Raw genomic sequence first — 18107 nt, forward strand, 5'->3', positions numbered from 1 at the left:
TTGAACCGTCGTCGACCCGTGCAGGCTTCTTGTCAGGTCCAGAGCGCGGTGCCGGCGCTACGTCAGGGCGGGGTGATCGGTTTGATCGCCCCGGCCGGTCCGGCGGCCCTTGATCCGCTCAAGGCAAAGCAGTGGGCGCAGGCCCGTGGCTATGAGCTGCGGATATTTCCGGGTGTCTCGCAACGGGACGGTTACCTGGCCGGCAGCGATGAGGTCCGCTTGCGGGACCTGCACGATGCCTTTGCCGATCCCGAAATCGATGTGATCCTCTGCCTGCGTGGCGGCTACGGTTGCCCGCGTCTGCTGGACGCTATTGATTTCGAATTGCTCAAAAAACATCCAAAACCCTTGGTCGGCTACAGCGACATCACCGCGCTGCATCTGGCGATCGCCCGTTATGCGGGGTTCATGACCTTTCACGGGCCGCTGTTCAATGCGGATCTGCTCGGGGACAAACTGCCGCCGACCGAATCCTCGTTATTCAACCTGCTGACCGGGCAGGTGCGCGCCGGTAGCCTGTTCGAGCATCCCGCCGCATTCCCGCTGACCACCGTTGTTCCGGGCGCCGCCTCGGGACGTCTGCAAGGCGGCAACCTGTCGTTGATCTGCGCCACGTTGGGCACGCCCTATGAAATCGACACCCATGGCTTGATCCTGCTGATCGAGGACGTCAACGAGCCGCTGTACCGGGTTGATCGGCTGCTGACCCACCTGCGCCTGGCCGGCAAGCTGGAAGGCCTCAGGGGCGTGCTGGTGGGGGATTTCGCCGGTGTCGACCGCGATGCGCTGGCGCGCCTGCTCACGCAGGAGCTGGCACCCTTGGGGATTCCGGTGCTGGCGGGGTGGCGCAGCGGACATTGCGACCCGAACCTGACGCTGCCGTTGGGGGCTCAGGTGCGCCTGGATGCCGATGCCCGGCAGCTTGTCCTGGAGCAGGACGTGGTGCTGATCGCGTAAGTCCGCTCGCCTGTTCAGCCGCCCGGCCCGCTCCCACGGTGTTCGAGTGGTACCGGGTATTGCGGTCCTTGCAATACCTGTGGGAGGGGGGCTTGCCCCCGAAGCTTTTGGCGGTCTTGAGGGCCCCGGCGGATCTATCGGTTGCGCAAGCTCTCCAGCAGCTTGTGGGTCGGATACCCATCCGCCGGCCAGCCCAGCGACTGCTGTGCGCTGCGGATCGCCTTGCGGGTATTGGCTCCGATGATCCCATCGGGATTGCCCGCGTCGTGGCCATTGGCGCTGAGCACCGTCTGCAATTCCATCCGCTCGCTGCGACTCAGCGGCAGGTCGTCTTTCGGCCAGCTCCCGCGAATCACGCCACCGCTGTTGAAACGCTGGGACAGCAGGCCGACGGCCAGGCCATAGGACGATGAGTTGTTGTACTTGAGAATGGCGCGGAAGTTGTCGAGCACCAGGAAACCCGGTCCACGATAGCCTGCCGGCAGCAGCAGCGAGGCCGACAGCGGCGCGGCGCCATAGGGCAGGGCGACCCCTGGAGGGAGCTGCACGCCCATCTGCAGCCACTCGCTCACCGGCTTGCGGATGGCACCGTCCGCCAGGGCGTAGTCGAAGCCGGTCGGCAGCGTGACTTCGAATCCCCAGGGCTGGCCTTTCTGCCAGCCGGAGCTTTGCAGGTAGTTGGCGGTCGAGGCCAGGGCATCGGCGGAGTCGTTCCAGATGTCGCGGCGACCATCCCCATCGAAGTCCACGGCATAGGTGTTGTAGGTGGTCGGGATAAACTGGGTCTGGCCCATGGCTCCGGCCCAGGAGCCGAGCATCTGGCCGGGCAGGATGTCGCCGTGCTGGATGATCTGCAGCGCCGCGAGCAACTGGCTCTGGGCGAAACCGGGGCGACGGCCTTCGTAGGCCAGGGTCGCCAGCGAGCGGATCACCGACTTGTCGCCCTGGAACTGGCCGAAATTGCTTTCCATGCCCCACACTGCGACCAGGGCTTCCCGGTCGACGCCGTAACGTTGTTCGATGCTTTGCAGCAGGGCGCTGTTCTGGACCAGCAGCGACTGGCCCTTGCGCACGCGCAGCGCCGAGAGTGCGCCGTCGAGGTATTCCCATACGGGGCGGGTGAATTCCGGCTGGCTGCGATCGGCCTTGATCACGCTCATGTCCGGGGTGACGCCGGCAAAGGCGGTGTCGAAGGTGCTCGCCGTGATACCGGCGCGCAAGGCTTCGGCGCGGAAGGCGGCTTGCCAGTCATCGAAACTCTGGGCGGGCTGGATGCTCAACTCGTCGCTGGCGGGCTGTGGCGCAGGGACGGGAGCAGGGGCCGCGGGCAAGGTCTGAAGCGGCTGGGCGTCGGCGGCGGTGGGCTTTTCCGCACAGGCGACGAGCAGGATGAAGCTGGTGGCGGCGAACAGTCGGCGCAACGGCCAACGGAGGGTGAGACTAAAGGGCATGCGCGGGTCCGGAGAATGCGAATCAGGTGCTGACCTTATCACGCCAGAGGGGTGCAGGTCGTGATGACACTTTTACGCGGCCAGAAAGTCAGAAGCCTCCCAGCTTTTAGACTGGAAGGCTTCGCGGCGGTAGCTGCCTTTGCCCTTGGCGGGTTGTTCCTGACGGCTGCGGAACAGTGGCTGGGCGATGATCGATTTGGCCTTGTTGGGACGGCGCCGGGACGGCTTGCTCATGAGGGTGCACTCTCGGGTTGGGTGAAGAGTGCGAATGATCGGGCAGATGGGGTTGCCTGTCCAGTGGGTAGGGTGATGCTCGCGGCGCGGGGTTATTCCGGCGGCAATGCCAGCCGTTGCCCACACATCAGCAGGCTGAGACGGCTCAGGCTGCTCCAGGGCGAACCGGCGGCCTGTCCCTTGATTTGCGCATCGACCCGCTGGGCGTCCATCAGCAGCTGGCTCCAGCGTTGCGCCGAATGCCGTTGCAGGGCCTTGCTCATCAGCGGCTTGCGTTTGTCCCAGACCGGTGGCCGGGCCTGGCTGAACGCCTTGTCCAGCGGCACGCCCTGGCTGTACTGCTGGGACAGGCTGGCGAGCAGCCGCAGTTCCCGGGCCAGGGCCCAGAGAATCACCGGCGGCTCGACCCCTTCGCCGCGCAAGCCTTCCAGCATGCGCAGGGCATGGGCCGATTCGCCATTGAGCACGGCATCGACCAGTCCGAACACGTCGAAACGGGCGCTGTCGGCCACTGCGGCCTGCACCGTTTCGACGGTGATCTGGCCGCCCTCGGCCATCAGCTTGAGCTTTTCGATTTCCTGGGCCGCCGCCAGCAGGTTGCCTTCGACCCGCGCGGCAATCAGTTCCACCGCATCCTGCTGCGCGGACAGCCCGGCTTGCGAGAGACGCTGGCGAATCCATTGCGGCAACTGGTTGGCGTCCACCGGCCAGATCTGGATGAACTGGGTCTGCTGGCCTTCGACCAGGGCCTTGCCCCACTTGGTTTTCTGCGCGCTGCCATCGAGCTTGGGCAGGCTGATCAGCAGCAGGGTGTCCTCGGCCGGCCGGCCGCAATATTCCATCAGGGCGGCGGCACCCTTGTCGCCGGGCTTGCCCGAGGGCAGGCGCAGTTCCAGCAGACGCTTTTGCGCGAACAACGACATGCTGGCGCCGGCTTGCAGCAGCGTGCCCCAGTCGAAGTTGGCGTCGGCGCTGAACACCTGGCGTTCGTCGAAGCCTTGCTGGCGCGCGGCGGCGCGAATGGCGTCGGCGGCTTCCTGGCACAGCAACGGATCGTCGCCGCTGATGATGTAGACGGGCGCGAGGCTGCCTTGCAGGTGTTTGGCGAGTTGGGCGGGGGCGAGTTTCATAGGCGGATAGCGGCGGGGCGCCTGGGGCGCCCCGTCCGGCTTACTGCTGCGGCAGTTCCAGAGGTGATTGCTTCGGTATCGACTCTTCGTACTTGCGCGCGGCTTCCAGGGCGTCGGCATCCGCCTTGGCCTTGGCATCGGCGGTTTGCTGCAGGCCGTCGAGTTGTTCCGGGGTCAGCAGTTGCAGGCGGATGACCATCTGCTGTACCAGGTCACGACGCATTTCCTTGCGCAGCTGCTCGGCCTCGGCGTCGCCGCCGGTGATGTTGTTGCCGTCGTGCACGTAGTATTTCTGCACTTCCAGCTTGCCGCCCAGCAGTGTCAGGTCCTTGTCGCCATGGATTTCATAGGTCAGCACGGTGTTGAGTTCGTACTCGGCGGTACGGCCCGAGCCGCTGTAGCTGGCTGCCCGCTGGGTTTCCTGTTCACTGGTCAGGATCAGCTTGTAGGGCGCACCGTTGTAGACCTTGACGCCGCTGTGCTCCAGGACCTGGGTCAACTGCTTGACCGTGTCACCGTAGGCGTTGCGGGCGCTGACCGACAGTTCCTTGATCGTCAGTTCGGTATTGCCGGTGCCGCGCAGCTGGAAGCCGCATGCGCTCAGCAGCACTGCAAGGCCCATTACCAGCAGATTGCGTTTGATCATCTTGTTGCTCCCCTTGAAACCGTGGGTCGACACTGCGACCCCGGAAGTCTTGTAAGGTGCTCGTCCGGGACGGGCACCTGGTCCAATTAGCTAGCGACGATATTGACCAGCTTGCCGGGCACGACGATCACTTTGCGGATCGTCAGGCCATCGATGAAGCGCAGTACGTTTTCGTTGACCCGCGCCGCCGCTTCGATTTCTTCGCGAGTGGCGCTGGCCGGCATTTCGATCTGGCCGCGCAGCTTGCCGTTGACCTGGATCACCAGCACCAGGCTGTCCTGCACCAGCGCGCTGTCATCCTGCACCGGCCAGCCGGCGTCGATCACCGGATCGGCGTGACCCAGGCGATTCCACAGCTCGTGGCAGATATGCGGGGTGATCGGCGCCAGCAGCAGGGTCACGGTTTCCAGGCCTTCCTGGATCAGGGCGCGATCCTGCGCGGTGTCTTGCGGGGCTTTTTCCAACACGTTCATCAGCGTCATCACCTGGGCGATGGCGGTGTTGAATTTGTGGTTCTGGCCGACGTCGTGGCTGGCCTGCTTGATGGCCAGGTGGATCGAACGGCGAATGGCTTTCTGCTCGTCGTTCAGGCCGGCGACGTCCAGTTTGCCCGGCAGGCCCTGGGAAACGTGGGCCTGCGCCAGGCGCCAGACGCGCTTGAGGAAACGGTGCGAACCTTCGACGCCCGAGTCGGACCATTCCGCGCTCATGTCGGGTGGCGAGGCGAACATCATGAACAGGCGGCAGGTGTCCGCGCCGAACTGGTCGATCATCGACTGCGGGTCGACGCCGTTGTTCTTCGACTTGGCCATCTTCTCGGTGCCGCCGATCTCCACCGGCAAACCGTCGGAGATCAGCCTGGCGCTGATGACCTTGGCCTTGCTGTCACGCTCGAGCTCCACGTCCGCCGGGTTGAACCAGGTGTAGGCACCATTGGCTTCGCGACGGTAGTAGGTTTCGGCGATCACCATGCCCTGGGTCAGCAGGTTCTTGAACGGCTCGTTGGAACTGACCAGGCCTTCGTCGCGCATCAGCTTGTGGAAGAAGCGCGCGTAGAGCAGGTGCAGGATCGCGTGTTCGATACCGCCGATGTACTGGTCCACCGGCAGCCAGTGGTCGGCGGCCTTCGGGTCGACCAGGCCACCCTCGTAGTGAGGCGAGGCGTAGCGAGCGTAGTACCAGGACGATTCGACGAAGGTGTCCATGGTGTCGGTTTCGCGCTTGGCCGGTGCGCCGCATTTCGGGCAGGTGCACTCGTAGAACTCGGGCATGCGCGCCAATGGCGAACCGGCGCCGTCCGGCACCACGTCTTCCGGCAGCACCACCGGCAGTTGGTCTTCCGGTACCGGAACGTCGCCGCAGGTGTCGCAATGGATGATCGGGATCGGGCAGCCCCAGTAGCGCTGGCGGCTGATGCCCCAGTCGCGCAGGCGGAACTGGGTGCGCGAGGCGCCGAGGTTTTTCTTGATCAGTGCGACTTCGATGGCGTCGAACGCACCGGCGAAGTCCAGGCCGTCGAATTCACCGGAGTTGATCAGCGTGCCGTGCTCGCCATAGGCGTCCTGCCAGGGCGCCGGGTTGGTGTCGCCCGAGCTGGTGCGCACCACCGACTTGACCGGCAGGTTGTACTTGGTGGCGAACTCGAAGTCCCGTTCGTCGTGAGCCGGAACCGCCATCACGGCACCGTCGCCGTAGTGCATCAGCACGTAGTTGGCGACCCACACCGGGAGTTTCTCACCGGTCAGCGGGTGTTCGACGAACAGGCCGGTCGGCAGGCCTTTCTTTTCCTGGGTGGCGACGTCGGCTTCTGCCACGCTGCCGCCCTTGCATTCGGCGATGAAGGCCTGCAGTTCGGGGTTGTTGCGCGAGGCCTGGGTCGCCAGCGGGTGTTCGGCGGCAACGGCGACATAGGTCGCGCCCATCAGGGTGTCCGGACGGGTGGTGAAGACTTTCAGGGCGCCGGCTTCGCCAATGGAGGCGACATCGTACGGGAACTGCACTTCCATGCCACGGGACTTGCCGATCCAGTTGCGCTGCATGGTCTTGACCTGCTCGGGCCAGCCCGGCAGGTCGTCGAGGCTTTCCAGCAGCTCATCGGCGTAGGCGGTGATCTTGAAGTAGTACATCGGGATTTCGCGCTTTTCGATCAGCGCGCCGGAACGCCAGCCGCGGCCGTCGATCACTTGCTCGTTGGCCAGTACGGTCTGGTCCACCGGGTCCCAGTTGACGGTGCCGTTCTTGCGGTAGATCACGCCTTTTTCGAACAGGCGGGTGAACAGCCATTGTTCCCAGCGGTAATAGTCCGGCTTGCAGGTGGTCACTTCGCGGGACCAGTCCACCGCCAGGCCCAGGCTGCGCAGCTGGGTCTTCATGTAGGCGATATTTTCGTAGGTCCACTTGGCCGGTGCGACGTTGTTCTTCATCGCGGCGTTTTCCGCCGGCATGCCGAAGGCGTCCCAACCCATCGGTTGCAGGACGTTCTTGCCCTGCATGCGCTGATAGCGCGCGATCACGTCACCGATGGTGTAGTTGCGCACGTGCCCCATGTGTAGCTTGCCGCTGGGGTAAGGGAACATCGACAGGCAATAGTAAGTCTCCTTGCCTGGCTGTTCACTGACTTCAAAGGACTTTTGCTCATCCCAGAACGATTGGGCGGCGTTTTCGATTTCACGGGGCTGATAGTGTTCGTGCATGGCTACTTGTACTGGAAAGGGTGGCCTAATCCTCTTCAACGCACCGTCTGGGTGCTGCTGGAAGTGGAGTTACAGGAAGCGCCGTAGCATACATGACGCCGCTCTATCGAGGGAAACCCTGATTGCGCGACAAAAGCCGTTGGTCGCGGCGGCCAGCCGGTTGGCCGGGCACCGCTAAGCTCATAGAGGGGGAGTGATTCTTATCTTCAATGAGGTGAACGGATGGTGGAGTCGCAGCGAAATGTAACTAATCCCGAGTTGTACGAGCGTCTGATCACGCGTCTTGGGCTTGCCCTCGACGCTGCAAGGACGGCGGTCCGCCTGCGTGACGAGCGGCCTGCCGAGCTGGAGTTACGAGGCTTGAGTCGTGCCGAGTTCGAGCTGATCAGGGCCTACCTGGACCTGAGCGGTGGCGACGTGCCCGAGTCGGCCACAGCCGTGGCGCAACAGAAGGAAGGGGTGCGTTCGGCCGAGGTTGTCTGGCTGAAGGACAGGGCGCCCAGGCTCTATTCGGCGCGCTTCAAGTCACTGCGGATCAAGTGAGGATCTGCCCGGCTGCATCCTGTTGTCTGTCGTTGACCTGGCTTGTATTCGAAAGCCATGGATCTGGAATGTTGTTGATTGATCCTGATGCACTTAGGCTTCGAGCATCTTCTGGAGGTGCTCGATGCCTGTTCGCTTCATCCTGAAACAATTACTCCTGCCGCCCGGTCTGTTATTGCTGCTGCTGGCGCTTGCCTGGTGGTTTCGTCGCCGCCGGCCACGCCTGGCGGGGCTGTGTTTCGCCCTGGGACTGGGAGGGTTCTGGCTGATCAGCCTGCCGGTGGTGGTCGAATGGTCCGCGCGGGTGCTGGAAACCGTGCCGCCCCTGCAGCGCGATGAATGGGCGGGCCTGGCGCAGCGGGCCGATGCGATCGTGGTGCTGGGCTCGGGGCGGGAGCGGGGCGATCCGGCGTGGGGCAGCGACCAGCCCACCGGTATCGGCCTCGAGCGCCAGCGCTACGCGGCGCGCCTGGCCAAGGCCTCGGGCCTGCCGGTATTGACCAGTGGTGGTTTGCATTACGGTTCGCCACCCAGCGAGGCGGCGCTGATGGCGCAGTCGATGCTGGACGATTCCGGCGTGACCGTGCGCTGGCAGGAAGAGCGCAGCACCACCACCTGGGAAAATGCCCAGTTCAGTCATGAGCTGCTGGCGCCGCTGGGTATCCGGCGGGTGGTCGTGGTGACCCATGCGGCCCATATGCCGCGGGCGGTGTGGAGTTTTGAAAAGGCCGGCTTCAGTGTCGTGCCGGCACCGGTCGGCTTTCTCGGACGAGACAACGCCAGCCCGCTGGGCGGCTGGCTGCCGGAGTTCAAGGCGATCTGGCGCAGCGGGCAGTTGATCAATGAAGCGGTGGGGCAGGTCGGCTACCGGCTGTTTTACCGTTGAAACCACTCCCCGATCGCCAACCTTGTAGGAGCCGGCTTGCCGGCGATGAGGCCCGTGAGTCTTGCGTTGCTCTCGCGGGCGCCATCGCCGGCAAGCCGGCTCCCACAATCGGTCAGGCTCAGACGGTCTTGGCGATCCGGCTGGCCAGCAGCGCCCAGCCGAACAGCAGGCCGCAGAGGATGATCAGCGGCCACGAGCGCCATTGCAGGTAAGGCGTCAGGTTGTGCATCGGCACCACTTCACCGTAGAGGATGCCCCGTTCGAACTGGGGAATCTGCGCGGTGATCTGGCCGAACGGGTTGATCAGCGCGGTCACCCCGTTGTTGGTGCCGCGAATCATCCAGCGCCCGGCTTCCAGGGCGCGCATCTGCGCCATCTGCAGGTGTTGCAGCGGGCCGATCGAAGTGCCGAACCAGGTGTCGTTGCTGATGGTCAGCAGCAGGTCGCTGCGCGCCGACAGGCTGGCGGCAAACTCCGGGTACACCACTTCATAGCAGATGAACGGGGCGATCTGGTAGCCCTTGGCTTGCAGCAGCGCCTGGTCGGCCGGGCCGCGGGCGAAGTCGGACATCGGCAGGTCGAAGAAGGCGATCAGGCCGCGCAGTACATCCTGCAGCGGCACGTATTCGCCAAACGGCACCAGCTTCTGCTTGAGGTAGATACCGTCGCCTTCGCCTACGACTGTAATGCCGTTGAAGTAGCGTTTTTCGTTATGCACGACCTGGCGGATCGGCACGCCGGTGATCAGTGCCGTATGCCGGTCGGCGGCGAAGTTGCCCATCATCGACAGGTAGCCTTCTGCGGACTCCTTCAGTACCGGCACCGCGGTTTCCGGCCAGACCAGCAGGTCGACTCGCTTGGCCGTGAAACTCATGTCGCGGTACAAGGCCAGCTGCGCATTGAGCTGTTCGGGGTCCCACTTCATGCTTTGTTCGATATTGCCCTGGATTGCCGCCACGCTCAGCGGCTCGCCCGCCGGGCTTGTCCAGGCGTAGTGCTTGAGCGCCAGGCCGATGGCCCAGGGGCCGAGCAGCAACACCAGGCCAATGGCGATAAAGGCCTTGCGCCCGGTCTTGAACAGGCGCGGTGCGTTGTACAGCAGGGCAGCGGTGAGGGCCAGGGCAAAGGAAATCAGCCATACCCCGCCCAGCGGTGCCAGGCTCGAGAGTGGCCCGTCGAGCTGGCTGTAACCGGAGTAGAGCCAGGGAAAACCGGTGAGAAACCAGCCGCGGAAGGCCTCTTGTGCCACCCACAGGGCGGCAAAGGCCAGCGCGTCGGCCAGTGGTGCTTCATTGCGGCGAATCCAGCGTGCCCAGACCCAGGCGGGCAAGGCGAAAAACCAGGCAATGGCGGCCGTGAACAGCAGCATCAGCATGCTCGCCAACAGCACCGAGGCGCCGCCGAAGTGGTGAATGCTGTAGTAGATCCAACTGGTGCCCGCGCCGAACAGGCCGAAACCGAAGCACCAGCCGCGCCATAGCGCCTGGCGTGGCGAAAGCTCGCGCAGGCCGGCATAGAACAGACCGACCGCGAGCAGTGCCAGCGGCCAGATGTCGAACGGCGCCAGGGCCAGGGTGGTCAGTGCGCCAGCCACCACGGCCAGCAGATTACCGGGCCAGCCGGGACGGGTTAAGCGCAGCATGTGGATCCTTAGCGGCTGATGGGAGTCAGGCGAATCAAATGAATCCGACGGCTGTCGGCATTCAGGATGCGGAAACGATACGCGCCGATTTCGGTGATTTCATTACGCTTGGGCAGATGCCCGAACGCACTCATCACCAGCCCGCCGACAGTGTCGAACTCGTCATCGGAGAATTCGCTGTCGAAGAACTCATTGAAGTTCTCGATCGGCGTCAGCGCCTTGATCAGGAAGTCGCCGCTGGGCAATGGCTTGATGTAGCTGTCTTCCTCGACATCGTGCTCGTCTTCGATATCGCCGACGATCTGTTCCAGCACGTCCTCGATGGTCACCAGGCCCGCCACGCCGCCGTATTCGTCGATGACGATGGCCATGTGGTTGTGGTTGGCGCGGAACTCGCGCAGCAGGACGTTCAGGCGCTTGGACTCGGGGACGAAGGTCGCCGGCCGCAGCAGGTCCTTGATGTTGAAGCCGTCGCCGTTCTCCTGGAGGATCAGCGGCAGCAGGTCCTTGGCCAGCAGGACGCCCATGACGTCGTCGTGGCTTTCACCGATCACCGGATAGCGCGAGTGCGCCGCGTCGATCACGGCAGGGAGGAATTCCCGGGGTGTCTGGGTCGCCTTGATGCTGATCATCTGCGAGCGCGGGACCATGATGTCCCGTACCTGCAGGTCGGCAACCTGGATGGCGCCCTCGACGATGGCCAGCGCTTCGCTGTCCAGCAACTTGTTCTGGTGGGCTTCGCGCAGCAGCTCCAGCAACTCCTGGCGGTTTTTCGGCTCATGGGCAAAAGCCTGGGTCAGTTTACCCAGCCAGGACTTCTGCCCGTTGCTCGATCGGTCTTCGCTCATAGCGATTTACTCGTTTCCCTTGGTTGTTGAGTGATCAGTTTTCGTCATCGATATACGGGTCGGGATGACCCAGTTCAGCAAGCAACTCTCGTTCCAGTGCTTCCATTTCCTCGGCTTCCTCGTCATCGATATGGTCGTAACCCAATAGATGCAGGCAGCCGTGAATGACCAGATGGGCCCAGTGGGCGTCCAGTGCCTTGCCTTGTTCGGCCGCCTCGCGGGCGACCACCGGTACGCAGATCACCAGGTCTCCCAGCAAGGGGATATCCAGCAGTTCGTCCGGCACATCGGCGGGGAAGGACAACACGTTGGTCGCGTAGTCCTTCTGTCGCCAGGTATGGTTGAGTTCGCGGCCTTCGGCTTCGTCCACCAGGCGGATGGTCAGTTCCGAGTCGGCGCTGCGCTGGCGCAGGGCCAGTTCGCACCAGGTACGGAAGTCCGCTTCGCTCGGGGCTGGCGCTTCACTGGCCAGTTGCAGGTCGAGTTCAAGCATCGCGACGGCTGTCCTTCGATGCAGACGGTTCGACCGGGCGATTCTCGAAGCGCTCGTAGGCTTCGACGATGCGCTGCACCAGCGGATGGCGGACCACGTCCTTGGGCTGGAAGTGGGTGAAGCTGATGCCCGGTACGTCTTTGAGCACTTCGATGACATGGGCCAGGCCGGACTTGGTGCCCTTGGGCAGGTCGACCTGGGTGATGTCACCGGTGATGACGGCGGTGGAGCCGAAGCCGATTCGGGTCAGGAACATCTTCATCTGTTCGACGGTGGTGTTCTGGCTTTCGTCGAGGATGATGAAGCTGTTGTTCAGCGTGCGCCCACGCATATAAGCGAGCGGGGCGATCTCGATCACCTGGCGCTCGATCAGCTTGGCCACGTATTCGAAGCCGAGCATCTCGTACAGCGCATCGTAGAGCGGGCGCAGGTACGGGTCGATCTTCTGGGCCAGGTCGCCGGGCAGGAAGCCGAGTTTTTCCCCGGCTTCGACCGCCGGGCGCACCAGCAGGATGCGTCGCACCTGCTCGCGCTCCAGGGCGTCCACCGCGCAGGCCACGGCCAGGTAGGTCTTGCCGGTGCCCGCCGGGCCGATACCGAAGTTGATATCGTTGGCCAGGACTTCCTTGACGTAGCGCTGCTGGTTGATGCCGCGGGGACGGATCATGCCTTTCTTGGTGCGCAGGGCCACGGCGGCTTCGGCCACCGGGTTGCTGTTCAGGTCTTCGACGGCCGACTCCTGCAGGAACAGGTGCACCATGTCCGGAGACAGCTCGGTCCCCTTGGTTTCCCGGTACAGGCGGCGCAGCAGGTTTTCTGCGGAAGTGGTGAGCTTGGGTTCGCCGATCAGTTCGAACTGATTGCCGCGGTTGCGGATCTCGATCGTCAGGCGCTGTTCGATCAAGCGCAAATGCTCGTCGAATTGCCCGCACAGATTGGCGAAGCGGCGAGCCTCGAAAGGCTCGAGAATGAAACGATGGGGTTCTATGGGTGCGTTCAAGGTTGTTTTTAGCCGCCCGACGGCAATGGATATGGATTCAAGGATAACGCTAGCAGCCTGGGGGTGAAAGCGCTCATTGCAGCATCGAGCCGCGGAGCGAATGTGGCTGGGCTGCGTCGATATGGACGTCGACGAACTGGCCGATCAGTTGCGGATTGTCGCAGCGGAAGTTGACGATACGGTTATTCTCGGTCCGCCCCTGCAGTTCGCCGGGGTCCTTTTTCGAGTAATCGGTCACCAGGATGCGCTGGGTCGAGCCGACCATTTGTCGGCTGATCTCGAAACCCTGCTGGTTCAGGCGGTGCTGCAGGGCATTGAGGCGCTGCTTTTTCAGCTCTTCCGGGGTGTCGTCCGGCAGGTCCGCGGCAGGGGTGCCCGGACGCTGGCTGTAGACGAACGAATAGGAGAAGTCGAAGCCGACGTCTTCGATCAGCTTCATGGTCTGCTGGAAGTCCTTCTCGGTTTCGCCCGGGAAGCCGACGATAAAGTCCGAACTGATGCAGATTCCCGGCACTGCGGCCCGCAGCTTGCGCAGCTTGGACTTGTATTCCAGCGCGGTGTGGTTGCGTTTCATCGCCGCGAGAATCCGGTCCGAGCCCGATTGCACCGGCAGATGCAGGTGCTTGACCAGCTCGGGCACCTCGGCATGGGCCTGGATCAGGCTGTCGGAGAACTCCAGCGGGTGCGAGGTGGTGTAGCGGATGCGCTCGATGCCCTCGACGGCGGCGACCACCCGGATCAGTTCCGCCAGGTCGGCCAGGCGCCCGTCGTGGGTGCTGCCGCGATAGCCGTTGACGTTCTGTCCCAGCAGGGTCACTTCACGCACGCCGTTCTCGGCCAGGTGGATGATTTCGGCGATCACGTCGTCGAACGGCCGGCTGACCTCTTCACCGCGGGTGTAGGGCACCACGCAGAAGGTGCAGTACTTGCTGCAGCCTTCCATGACTGACACATAGGCACTGGGGCCATCGATGCGTGGCTCGGGCAGATGGTCGAACTTTTCGATTTCCGGGAACGAGACATCCACCTGCGGCAGTCTGGTCAGGCGCGCGGCATCGATCATTTCCGGCAGGCGGTGCAGGGTCTGCGGGCCGAAGACCACGTCGACATAGGGCGCGCGGTCGCGGATCGCCGCGCCTTCCTGGCTGGCGACGCAGCCGCCGACGGCGATCACCATCTCCGGGTTCGCCAGTTTCAGCTCGCGCCAGCGGCCCAGCTGGGAGTAGACCCGGTCCTGGGCGCGCTCGCGGATCGAGCAGGTGTTGAGCAGGATGACGTCCGCGTCTTCGGCGCGGGCGGTAACTTCCAGGGCCTGATGTTCGCCCAGCAGATCGACCATGCGCGAGCTGTCGTACTCGTTCATCTGGCAACCGTGGGTTTCGATATAAAGCTTCTTGGCCATGGGGTTTCATCAAGTGATTCAAAGAACCGCGCATTATAAGGGTCATCGCGGTCGCTTCCTAGCATTGTGCGTCCGGCGGCTATGCTATAGTTCGCGCCCTCTTTTATATCCCCGATGTGTTGCCCGCCCACCATGACCAAACGTGAAGCCCCGATCTACAAGGTGATTTTCCTCAACCAGGGCCAGGTGTTCGAAATGTACGCCAAGCAGATCTATCAGAGCGATCTGTGGGGCTTCCTGGAAGTCGAAGAGTTCGTCTTCGGCGAGCGTACGCAACTGGTGGTCGACCCGGGCGAAGAAAAACTCAAGGCCCAGTTCGAAGGCGTGGTGCGCAGTTTCGTGCCGATGCATTCGATCGTGCGGATCGACGAGGTCGAGCGCCTGGGCACGCCAAAGATCAGCGAGGCGCGGGGCATGAGCAATGTCATGCCGTTTCCGATGCCGATGCCCGAGAAATAAGCCATTTCCTGCACCGATATCGATATCTGTAGGAGCCGGCTTGCCGGCGATTGCGGTCTATCAGCCTGCATCGTTGTCGACTGACACACCGCCATCGCCAGCAAGCCGGCTCCTACAGGGGAATGGATTCAGGGAAGCGGTGAGAAGGGCGTGCGCCCGTCAGCCGTCTGCAGTTCCAGCAGGTACTTGCGGAAAATCTGTCCCAGTACCTGGGTCGCCATCTCCAGCTCGTCCCGCGGCATCTGCGCGGCGACTTCGTCCGCGGTGTCCAGCGCGTCTTCGGCGCCATTGACCGCCGCCATCTTCAGCACGATATAAGCCTGGACATTGTTGGCCGGCACGCCTTCGCCCTTGTAGAACATGGTGCCGAGCTGGAATTGCGCCTGGGCGTGGCCTTGCAGCGAAGCCTGTTCGAAGAGGTTCAGGGCCTTGTTGAGGTCGCGCGGCGCATTCTTGCCGTCGTAATAGAACTCGCCCAACTCGTATTGCGCCTCCGCATCACCACCCTTGGCCGCCTGTTCGCAGGCTGTCAGGGCCTCGGCGAGATCCTGCGGCTGGGTATTGAGGGTGCAGCGACCCATCGCCGGGATCAACAACGAGTTACCGCCTGCATGTGCCAGCAGCGGCTGAAGGAGCAACAGGCAGCCCAGTGAAAGGGCGCGGCCGGTGCGGTTCATGGGAATCGACGTACCTCTGAAGGGCGGGCGTACCCGGCCAGGGGATGTATATGGCGCGCATTATGAAATAAGCGGGGGCCACCTTACAAAGTCTTTACTCGTTTTTCTGCTGCGCGGGCGTTATATCGCCTTGTTTTGCAAGTAATGGGTTAGATGACGGGAAGAAACGAAGGAAGTTTAGGTGGGAAAAGCGACGCCGGCTGAAACCGGCGTCGGATCTGTCACTTGTTTCAGGGTTTATTTCAGTGCGGCGAAGGCGCGTTCAGCTGCATCCAGGGTCAGTTTCAGTTCGGTTTCGCCGTGGGCGATCGAGGTGAAACCGGCTTCGAAGGCACTGGGCGCCAGGTAGACGCCGCCGTCGAGCATCAGGTGGAAGAAGCGCTTGAAGCGCTCCGCATCGCTGGCCATCACGTCGTCGAAGGTGACGATGTCGTCGGCACCGCTGAAATACAGGCCGAACATGCCACCGGCCTGGGTGGTGACGAACGGGATACCGGCCGCGTCGGCGCGCTGTTGCAGGCCATCGAGCAGGCGCGTGGTGTAGTCGGTCAGTTCGGCATGGAAGCCCGGACGGCTGATCAGGCGCAGGGTGGTCAGGCCGGCGGCCATGGCCAGCGGGTTGCCGGACAGGGTGCCGGCCTGGTAGACCGGGCCCAGCGGCGCGATGCAGGACATGATCTCGCGCTTGCCGCCGAAGCAGCCGACGGGCATGCCGCCACCAATGATCTTGCCGAAAGTGCTCAGGTCCGGGGTCACGCCGTAATGGGCCTGGGCACCGCCGAGGGCGACGCGGAAGCCGGTCATCACTTCGTCGAAGATCAGCACCACGCCGTGCTGGTCGCACAGGCTGCGCAGGCCTTCGAGAAAGCCCGGGGCCGGCGGTACGCAGTTCATGTTGCCGGCCACCGGCTCGACGATGATGCAGGCCACTTCCTGGCCGACTTCGCCGAGCATCTTCGCCACGGCATCGATGTCGTTGAACGGCAGTGTCAGGGTGTGTTTGGCGAAAGCCGCCGGCACGCCGGCCGAGCTCGGTACGCCCTGGGTCAGGGCGCCGGAGCCGGCCTTGACCAGCAGGCTGTCGGAGTGACCGTGGTAGCAGCCTTCGAACTTGATGATGCTGTCGCGGCCGGTAAAACCACGGGCCAGGCGGATGGCGCTCATGGTCGCCTCGGTGCCTGAGCTGACCATGCGGACCATTTCCATCGACGGTACGATCGAGCAGACCAGATCGGCCATCTCGGTTTCCATGGCGGTCGGCGCGCCGTAGGACAAGCCGTGCTCAAGCTGCCGGCGCACCGCATCCAGCACGTCCGGATGGCTGTGGCCGAGAATCATCGGGCCCCACGAGCCGACGTAGTCGACATAACGCTTGTCGTCTTCGTCGGTGACATAGGCCCCTTCGGCATGCTTGAAGAACAGCGGGGTGCCGCCGACGCTCTTGAACGCGCGAACGGGCGAGTTCACGCCACCGGGGATATGTTTCTGGGCATTGGCAAACAGCGTTTCGGAACGAGACATGGTCGGGCTCTCAAAAATCATGAAGTGAAGAGGGCATTGAAGGCGCGGGCGCGGCGCGTCACTTCCTGGGCGTTGTCGGCGCCGAACAGGCCGTGGATTACCGCCAGCAGGTCGGCGCCGTGGGCGACCAGCGGCGCGGCGTTGTCCAGCGTGATACCACCGATCACGCAGATCGGCAGGTGCAGCGCCGGGCGGGCCCGTTCGAGCAGGGCGATATCCGCTGCCGGGGCGCCGGGCTTGGTGTTCGAATTGAAGAAGCGTCCGAAGGCGACGTAGCTGGCACCTTCCCTGGCGGCCTGCTCGGCCAGCTCCAGCTGCGCGTGGCAGGTGGAGCCGATGATGGCCTTGCTGCCGAGCAAGGCGCGGGCGGGCGTCAGCGGGCCGTCGGTCTGGCCCAGGTGGACGCCCACCCCGAGGCGTGCGGCGAGTTCGGCGTCATCGTTGATGATCAGCCGGGTCTTGTAGCGCTCGCAGAGTTTCAGCAACGCCTCGGCTTCGCGCAGGCGGCGGGCGTCGTCGGCGCTCTTGTCGCGGTACTGCAGCAGGGTCACGCCACCTTCCAGCGCGGCTTCCACGTAGGACAGGAACTTGCCGGCCAGCAACTGGCTATCGGTGATGGCGTACAGGCCACGTAGTTTCATCGGTTCGGCCTCGAAGCGTTACGAACACAGGGTTTCCAGCACGGGTTTCCCGGTACTGGAAGTTGCCCGCGGTTACGAGCAGAAATCCAGCGGCAGACGGCGTGGCACAAATTGTCCCTGGCCCAGCTGTTCGGCGTCGCGCAGGGTGCGCCATGTGTAATTCAACGCCGATTGCACCGCGCTGACCAGGTTTTCACCGAGGGCCAGACGGCCGGCGAGGGCGCTCGCCAGGGTGCAGCCGGAGCCGTGGTAATTGCCGGGCAGGCGCTGGCACTTGAAGGTCTGGCGGGTGCCGTCGCGGCTGTACAGGCGGTTGTGGATTTCTTCTTCATCGCCGTGGCCGCCGGTGATCAGCAGGTGTTGGCAGAACGGCAGGAGTTTTTCCGCGCATTCGTCGGCGGTGCCTTCGGGCAATTCGGCCAGGATGCGCGCTTCGGGAAGGTTGGGGGTGGCGATCGTCGCCAGTGGCAGCAGCTGTTCGCGCATGGCGTAGCCGACCTCGTCCTTGCCCAGGCGGCCACCGCCGCCAGCGCGCAGGACCGGGTCGCAGACCAGCGGCAGGTGCGGGTGCGCCTTGAGCAGTTCGACCACGGTGTCGACCATTTCCAGGGACCCGAGCATGCCCAGCTTGACCGCCGCGACCGTCGAATCCTCGAATACGGCGTTGGCCTGGGCCAGTACCCACTCGCGATCGAGCACGCGGAAATCGCGGACATTGACCGTATTCTGCACGGTCAGCGCGGTGACAGCGGGAGCTGCATGACAGCCCTGGGCGAGCAGGGCTTCGATATCTGCCTGGAGGCCGGCGCCACCACTGGGATCATGGCCGGAGAGACAGAGGACAACGGGACGAGAGCTGTAGATATTCATGGTGCGCGAGCTTA

At 63.7% G+C, this 18107-nt stretch carries 18 protein-coding genes; 4 read left to right on the forward strand and 14 right to left on the reverse strand.

Annotation, left to right across the window (positions count from 1 at the left end; all coding sequences use genetic code 11):
* Positions 1-957, forward strand: a complete 957-nt coding sequence (locus HX881_RS08595) for a S66 peptidase family protein (protein ID WP_083875232.1) — start codon at positions 1-3, stop codon at positions 955-957.
* A 134-nt stretch (positions 958-1091) separates the two neighbouring features.
* Here HX881_RS08595 and HX881_RS08600 read toward each other — a convergent pair whose 3' ends face one another.
* From HX881_RS08600 to leuS, 5 genes are all read right to left on the reverse strand, one after another.
* Positions 1092-2408, reverse strand: a complete 1317-nt coding sequence (locus HX881_RS08600) for a lytic murein transglycosylase (protein ID WP_177083954.1) — start codon at positions 2406-2408, stop codon at positions 1092-1094.
* Between the two features lie 72 nt (positions 2409-2480).
* A complete protein-coding gene (arfA, locus tag HX881_RS08605; RefSeq protein WP_017123357.1) occupies positions 2481-2642 on the reverse strand; it encodes an alternative ribosome rescue factor ArfA in 162 nt (53 codons plus the stop codon).
* A gap of 92 nt (positions 2643-2734) precedes the next feature.
* On the reverse strand, positions 2735-3772 hold the full coding sequence (holA, locus tag HX881_RS08610; protein ID WP_017123358.1) for a DNA polymerase III subunit delta: 1038 nt from the start codon (positions 3770-3772) through the stop codon (positions 2735-2737).
* 40 nt (positions 3773-3812) lie between these two features.
* Complete coding sequence (locus tag HX881_RS08615; RefSeq protein ID WP_042934385.1) at positions 3813-4418, reverse strand: LPS-assembly lipoprotein LptE; 606 nt, start codon at positions 4416-4418, stop codon at positions 3813-3815.
* An 86-nt stretch (positions 4419-4504) separates the two neighbouring features.
* A complete protein-coding gene (gene leuS, locus HX881_RS08620; protein ID WP_177083956.1) occupies positions 4505-7111 on the reverse strand; it encodes a leucine--tRNA ligase in 2607 nt (868 codons plus the stop codon).
* Positions 7112-7333: 222 nt separating this feature from the next.
* On the opposite strand from leuS, the gene HX881_RS08625 reads away from it, so the two are divergent.
* Both HX881_RS08625 and HX881_RS08630 read left to right on the forward strand, forming a co-directional pair.
* Complete coding sequence (locus HX881_RS08625; RefSeq protein WP_177083958.1) at positions 7334-7654, forward strand: hypothetical protein; 321 nt, start codon at positions 7334-7336, stop codon at positions 7652-7654.
* 124 nt (positions 7655-7778) lie between these two features.
* Positions 7779-8540: a YdcF family protein gene (locus HX881_RS08630; protein WP_177083960.1), complete on the forward strand. Its 762-nt coding sequence runs from the start codon at positions 7779-7781 to the stop codon at positions 8538-8540.
* A gap of 118 nt (positions 8541-8658) precedes the next feature.
* Here HX881_RS08630 and lnt read toward each other — a convergent pair whose 3' ends face one another.
* The 5 genes from lnt to miaB form a co-directional block, all read right to left on the reverse strand.
* A complete protein-coding gene (gene lnt, locus HX881_RS08635) occupies positions 8659-10182 on the reverse strand; it encodes an apolipoprotein N-acyltransferase (RefSeq protein ID WP_177083962.1) in 1524 nt (507 codons plus the stop codon).
* 8 nt (positions 10183-10190) lie between these two features.
* Positions 10191-11030 carry a CorC family transporter gene (locus HX881_RS08640; RefSeq protein ID WP_017123364.1) on the reverse strand — a complete coding sequence of 280 codons (840 nt, stop codon included), beginning with the start codon at positions 11028-11030 and terminating at the stop codon, positions 10191-10193.
* Positions 11031-11064: 34 nt separating this feature from the next.
* The gene (ybeY, locus tag HX881_RS08645; protein ID WP_017123365.1) at positions 11065-11523 is read right to left on the reverse strand and encodes an rRNA maturation RNase YbeY; all 459 of its coding nucleotides are present in this window, start codon (positions 11521-11523) and stop codon (positions 11065-11067) included.
* Complete coding sequence (locus HX881_RS08650; RefSeq protein WP_042934207.1) at positions 11516-12523, reverse strand: PhoH family protein; 1008 nt, start codon at positions 12521-12523, stop codon at positions 11516-11518. Before HX881_RS08650 ends, ybeY begins: the two co-directional genes overlap by 8 nt.
* 73 nt (positions 12524-12596) lie before the next feature.
* Positions 12597-13925 (reverse strand): tRNA (N6-isopentenyl adenosine(37)-C2)-methylthiotransferase MiaB, encoded by a 1329-nt coding sequence (gene miaB, locus HX881_RS08655; protein WP_017123367.1) that lies wholly within the window; start codon positions 13923-13925, stop codon positions 12597-12599.
* A 132-nt stretch (positions 13926-14057) separates the two neighbouring features.
* On the opposite strand from miaB, the gene HX881_RS08660 reads away from it, so the two are divergent.
* Positions 14058-14384, forward strand: coding sequence for a DUF1820 family protein (locus HX881_RS08660; protein WP_003215457.1), 327 nt, complete (start codon positions 14058-14060; stop codon positions 14382-14384).
* Between the two features lie 128 nt (positions 14385-14512).
* Here HX881_RS08660 and HX881_RS08665 read toward each other — a convergent pair whose 3' ends face one another.
* The 4 genes from HX881_RS08665 to HX881_RS08680 form a co-directional block, all read right to left on the reverse strand.
* Positions 14513-15061, reverse strand: a complete 549-nt coding sequence (locus HX881_RS08665) for a tetratricopeptide repeat protein (RefSeq protein WP_017123368.1) — start codon at positions 15059-15061, stop codon at positions 14513-14515.
* A gap of 237 nt (positions 15062-15298) precedes the next feature.
* Complete coding sequence (gene hemL / locus HX881_RS08670) at positions 15299-16582, reverse strand: glutamate-1-semialdehyde 2,1-aminomutase (RefSeq protein ID WP_017123369.1); 1284 nt, start codon at positions 16580-16582, stop codon at positions 15299-15301.
* 17 nt (positions 16583-16599) lie between these two features.
* Positions 16600-17223, reverse strand: a complete 624-nt coding sequence (gene thiE / locus HX881_RS08675; protein ID WP_017123370.1) for a thiamine phosphate synthase — start codon at positions 17221-17223, stop codon at positions 16600-16602.
* Between the two features lie 72 nt (positions 17224-17295).
* Positions 17296-18093, reverse strand: coding sequence for a hydroxymethylpyrimidine/phosphomethylpyrimidine kinase (locus HX881_RS08680; RefSeq protein WP_103033145.1), 798 nt, complete (start codon positions 18091-18093; stop codon positions 17296-17298).
* Positions 18094-18107 lie beyond the last annotated feature (14 nt).

The organism is Pseudomonas gingeri, assembly GCF_013386115.1.
GTDB lineage: Bacteria > Pseudomonadota > Gammaproteobacteria > Pseudomonadales > Pseudomonadaceae > Aquipseudomonas > Aquipseudomonas gingeri.

Excerpts from the sequence above, each read along its gene's own strand:
- HX881_RS08600 (WP_177083954.1), bottom strand. The coding sequence starts at position 2,408 with ATGCCCTTTAGTCTCACCCTCCGTTGGCCGTTGCGCCGACTGTTCGCC.
- arfA (WP_017123357.1), bottom strand. The coding sequence starts at position 2,642 with ATGAGCAAGCCGTCCCGGCGCCGTCCCAACAAGGCCAAATCGATCATC.
- holA (WP_017123358.1), bottom strand. The coding sequence starts at position 3,772 with ATGAAACTCGCCCCCGCCCAACTCGCCAAACACCTGCAAGGCAGCCTC.
- HX881_RS08615 (WP_042934385.1), bottom strand. The coding sequence starts at position 4,418 with ATGATCAAACGCAATCTGCTGGTAATGGGCCTTGCAGTGCTGCTGAGC.
- leuS (WP_177083956.1), bottom strand. The coding sequence starts at position 7,111 with ATGCACGAACACTATCAGCCCCGTGAAATCGAAAACGCCGCCCAATCG.
- HX881_RS08625 (WP_177083958.1), top strand. The coding sequence starts at position 7,334 with ATGGTGGAGTCGCAGCGAAATGTAACTAATCCCGAGTTGTACGAGCGT.
- HX881_RS08630 (WP_177083960.1), top strand. The coding sequence starts at position 7,779 with ATGCCTGTTCGCTTCATCCTGAAACAATTACTCCTGCCGCCCGGTCTG.
- lnt (WP_177083962.1), bottom strand. The coding sequence starts at position 10,182 with ATGCTGCGCTTAACCCGTCCCGGCTGGCCCGGTAATCTGCTGGCCGTG.
- HX881_RS08640 (WP_017123364.1), bottom strand. The coding sequence starts at position 11,030 with ATGAGCGAAGACCGATCGAGCAACGGGCAGAAGTCCTGGCTGGGTAAA.
- ybeY (WP_017123365.1), bottom strand. The coding sequence starts at position 11,523 with ATGCTTGAACTCGACCTGCAACTGGCCAGTGAAGCGCCAGCCCCGAGC.
- miaB (WP_017123367.1), bottom strand. The coding sequence starts at position 13,925 with ATGGCCAAGAAGCTTTATATCGAAACCCACGGTTGCCAGATGAACGAG.
- HX881_RS08660 (WP_003215457.1), top strand. The coding sequence starts at position 14,058 with ATGACCAAACGTGAAGCCCCGATCTACAAGGTGATTTTCCTCAACCAG.
- HX881_RS08665 (WP_017123368.1), bottom strand. The coding sequence starts at position 15,061 with ATGAACCGCACCGGCCGCGCCCTTTCACTGGGCTGCCTGTTGCTCCTT.
- hemL (WP_017123369.1), bottom strand. The coding sequence starts at position 16,582 with ATGTCTCGTTCCGAAACGCTGTTTGCCAATGCCCAGAAACATATCCCC.
- thiE (WP_017123370.1), bottom strand. The coding sequence starts at position 17,223 with ATGAAACTACGTGGCCTGTACGCCATCACCGATAGCCAGTTGCTGGCC.
- HX881_RS08680 (WP_103033145.1), bottom strand. The coding sequence starts at position 18,093 with ATGAATATCTACAGCTCTCGTCCCGTTGTCCTCTGTCTCTCCGGCCAT.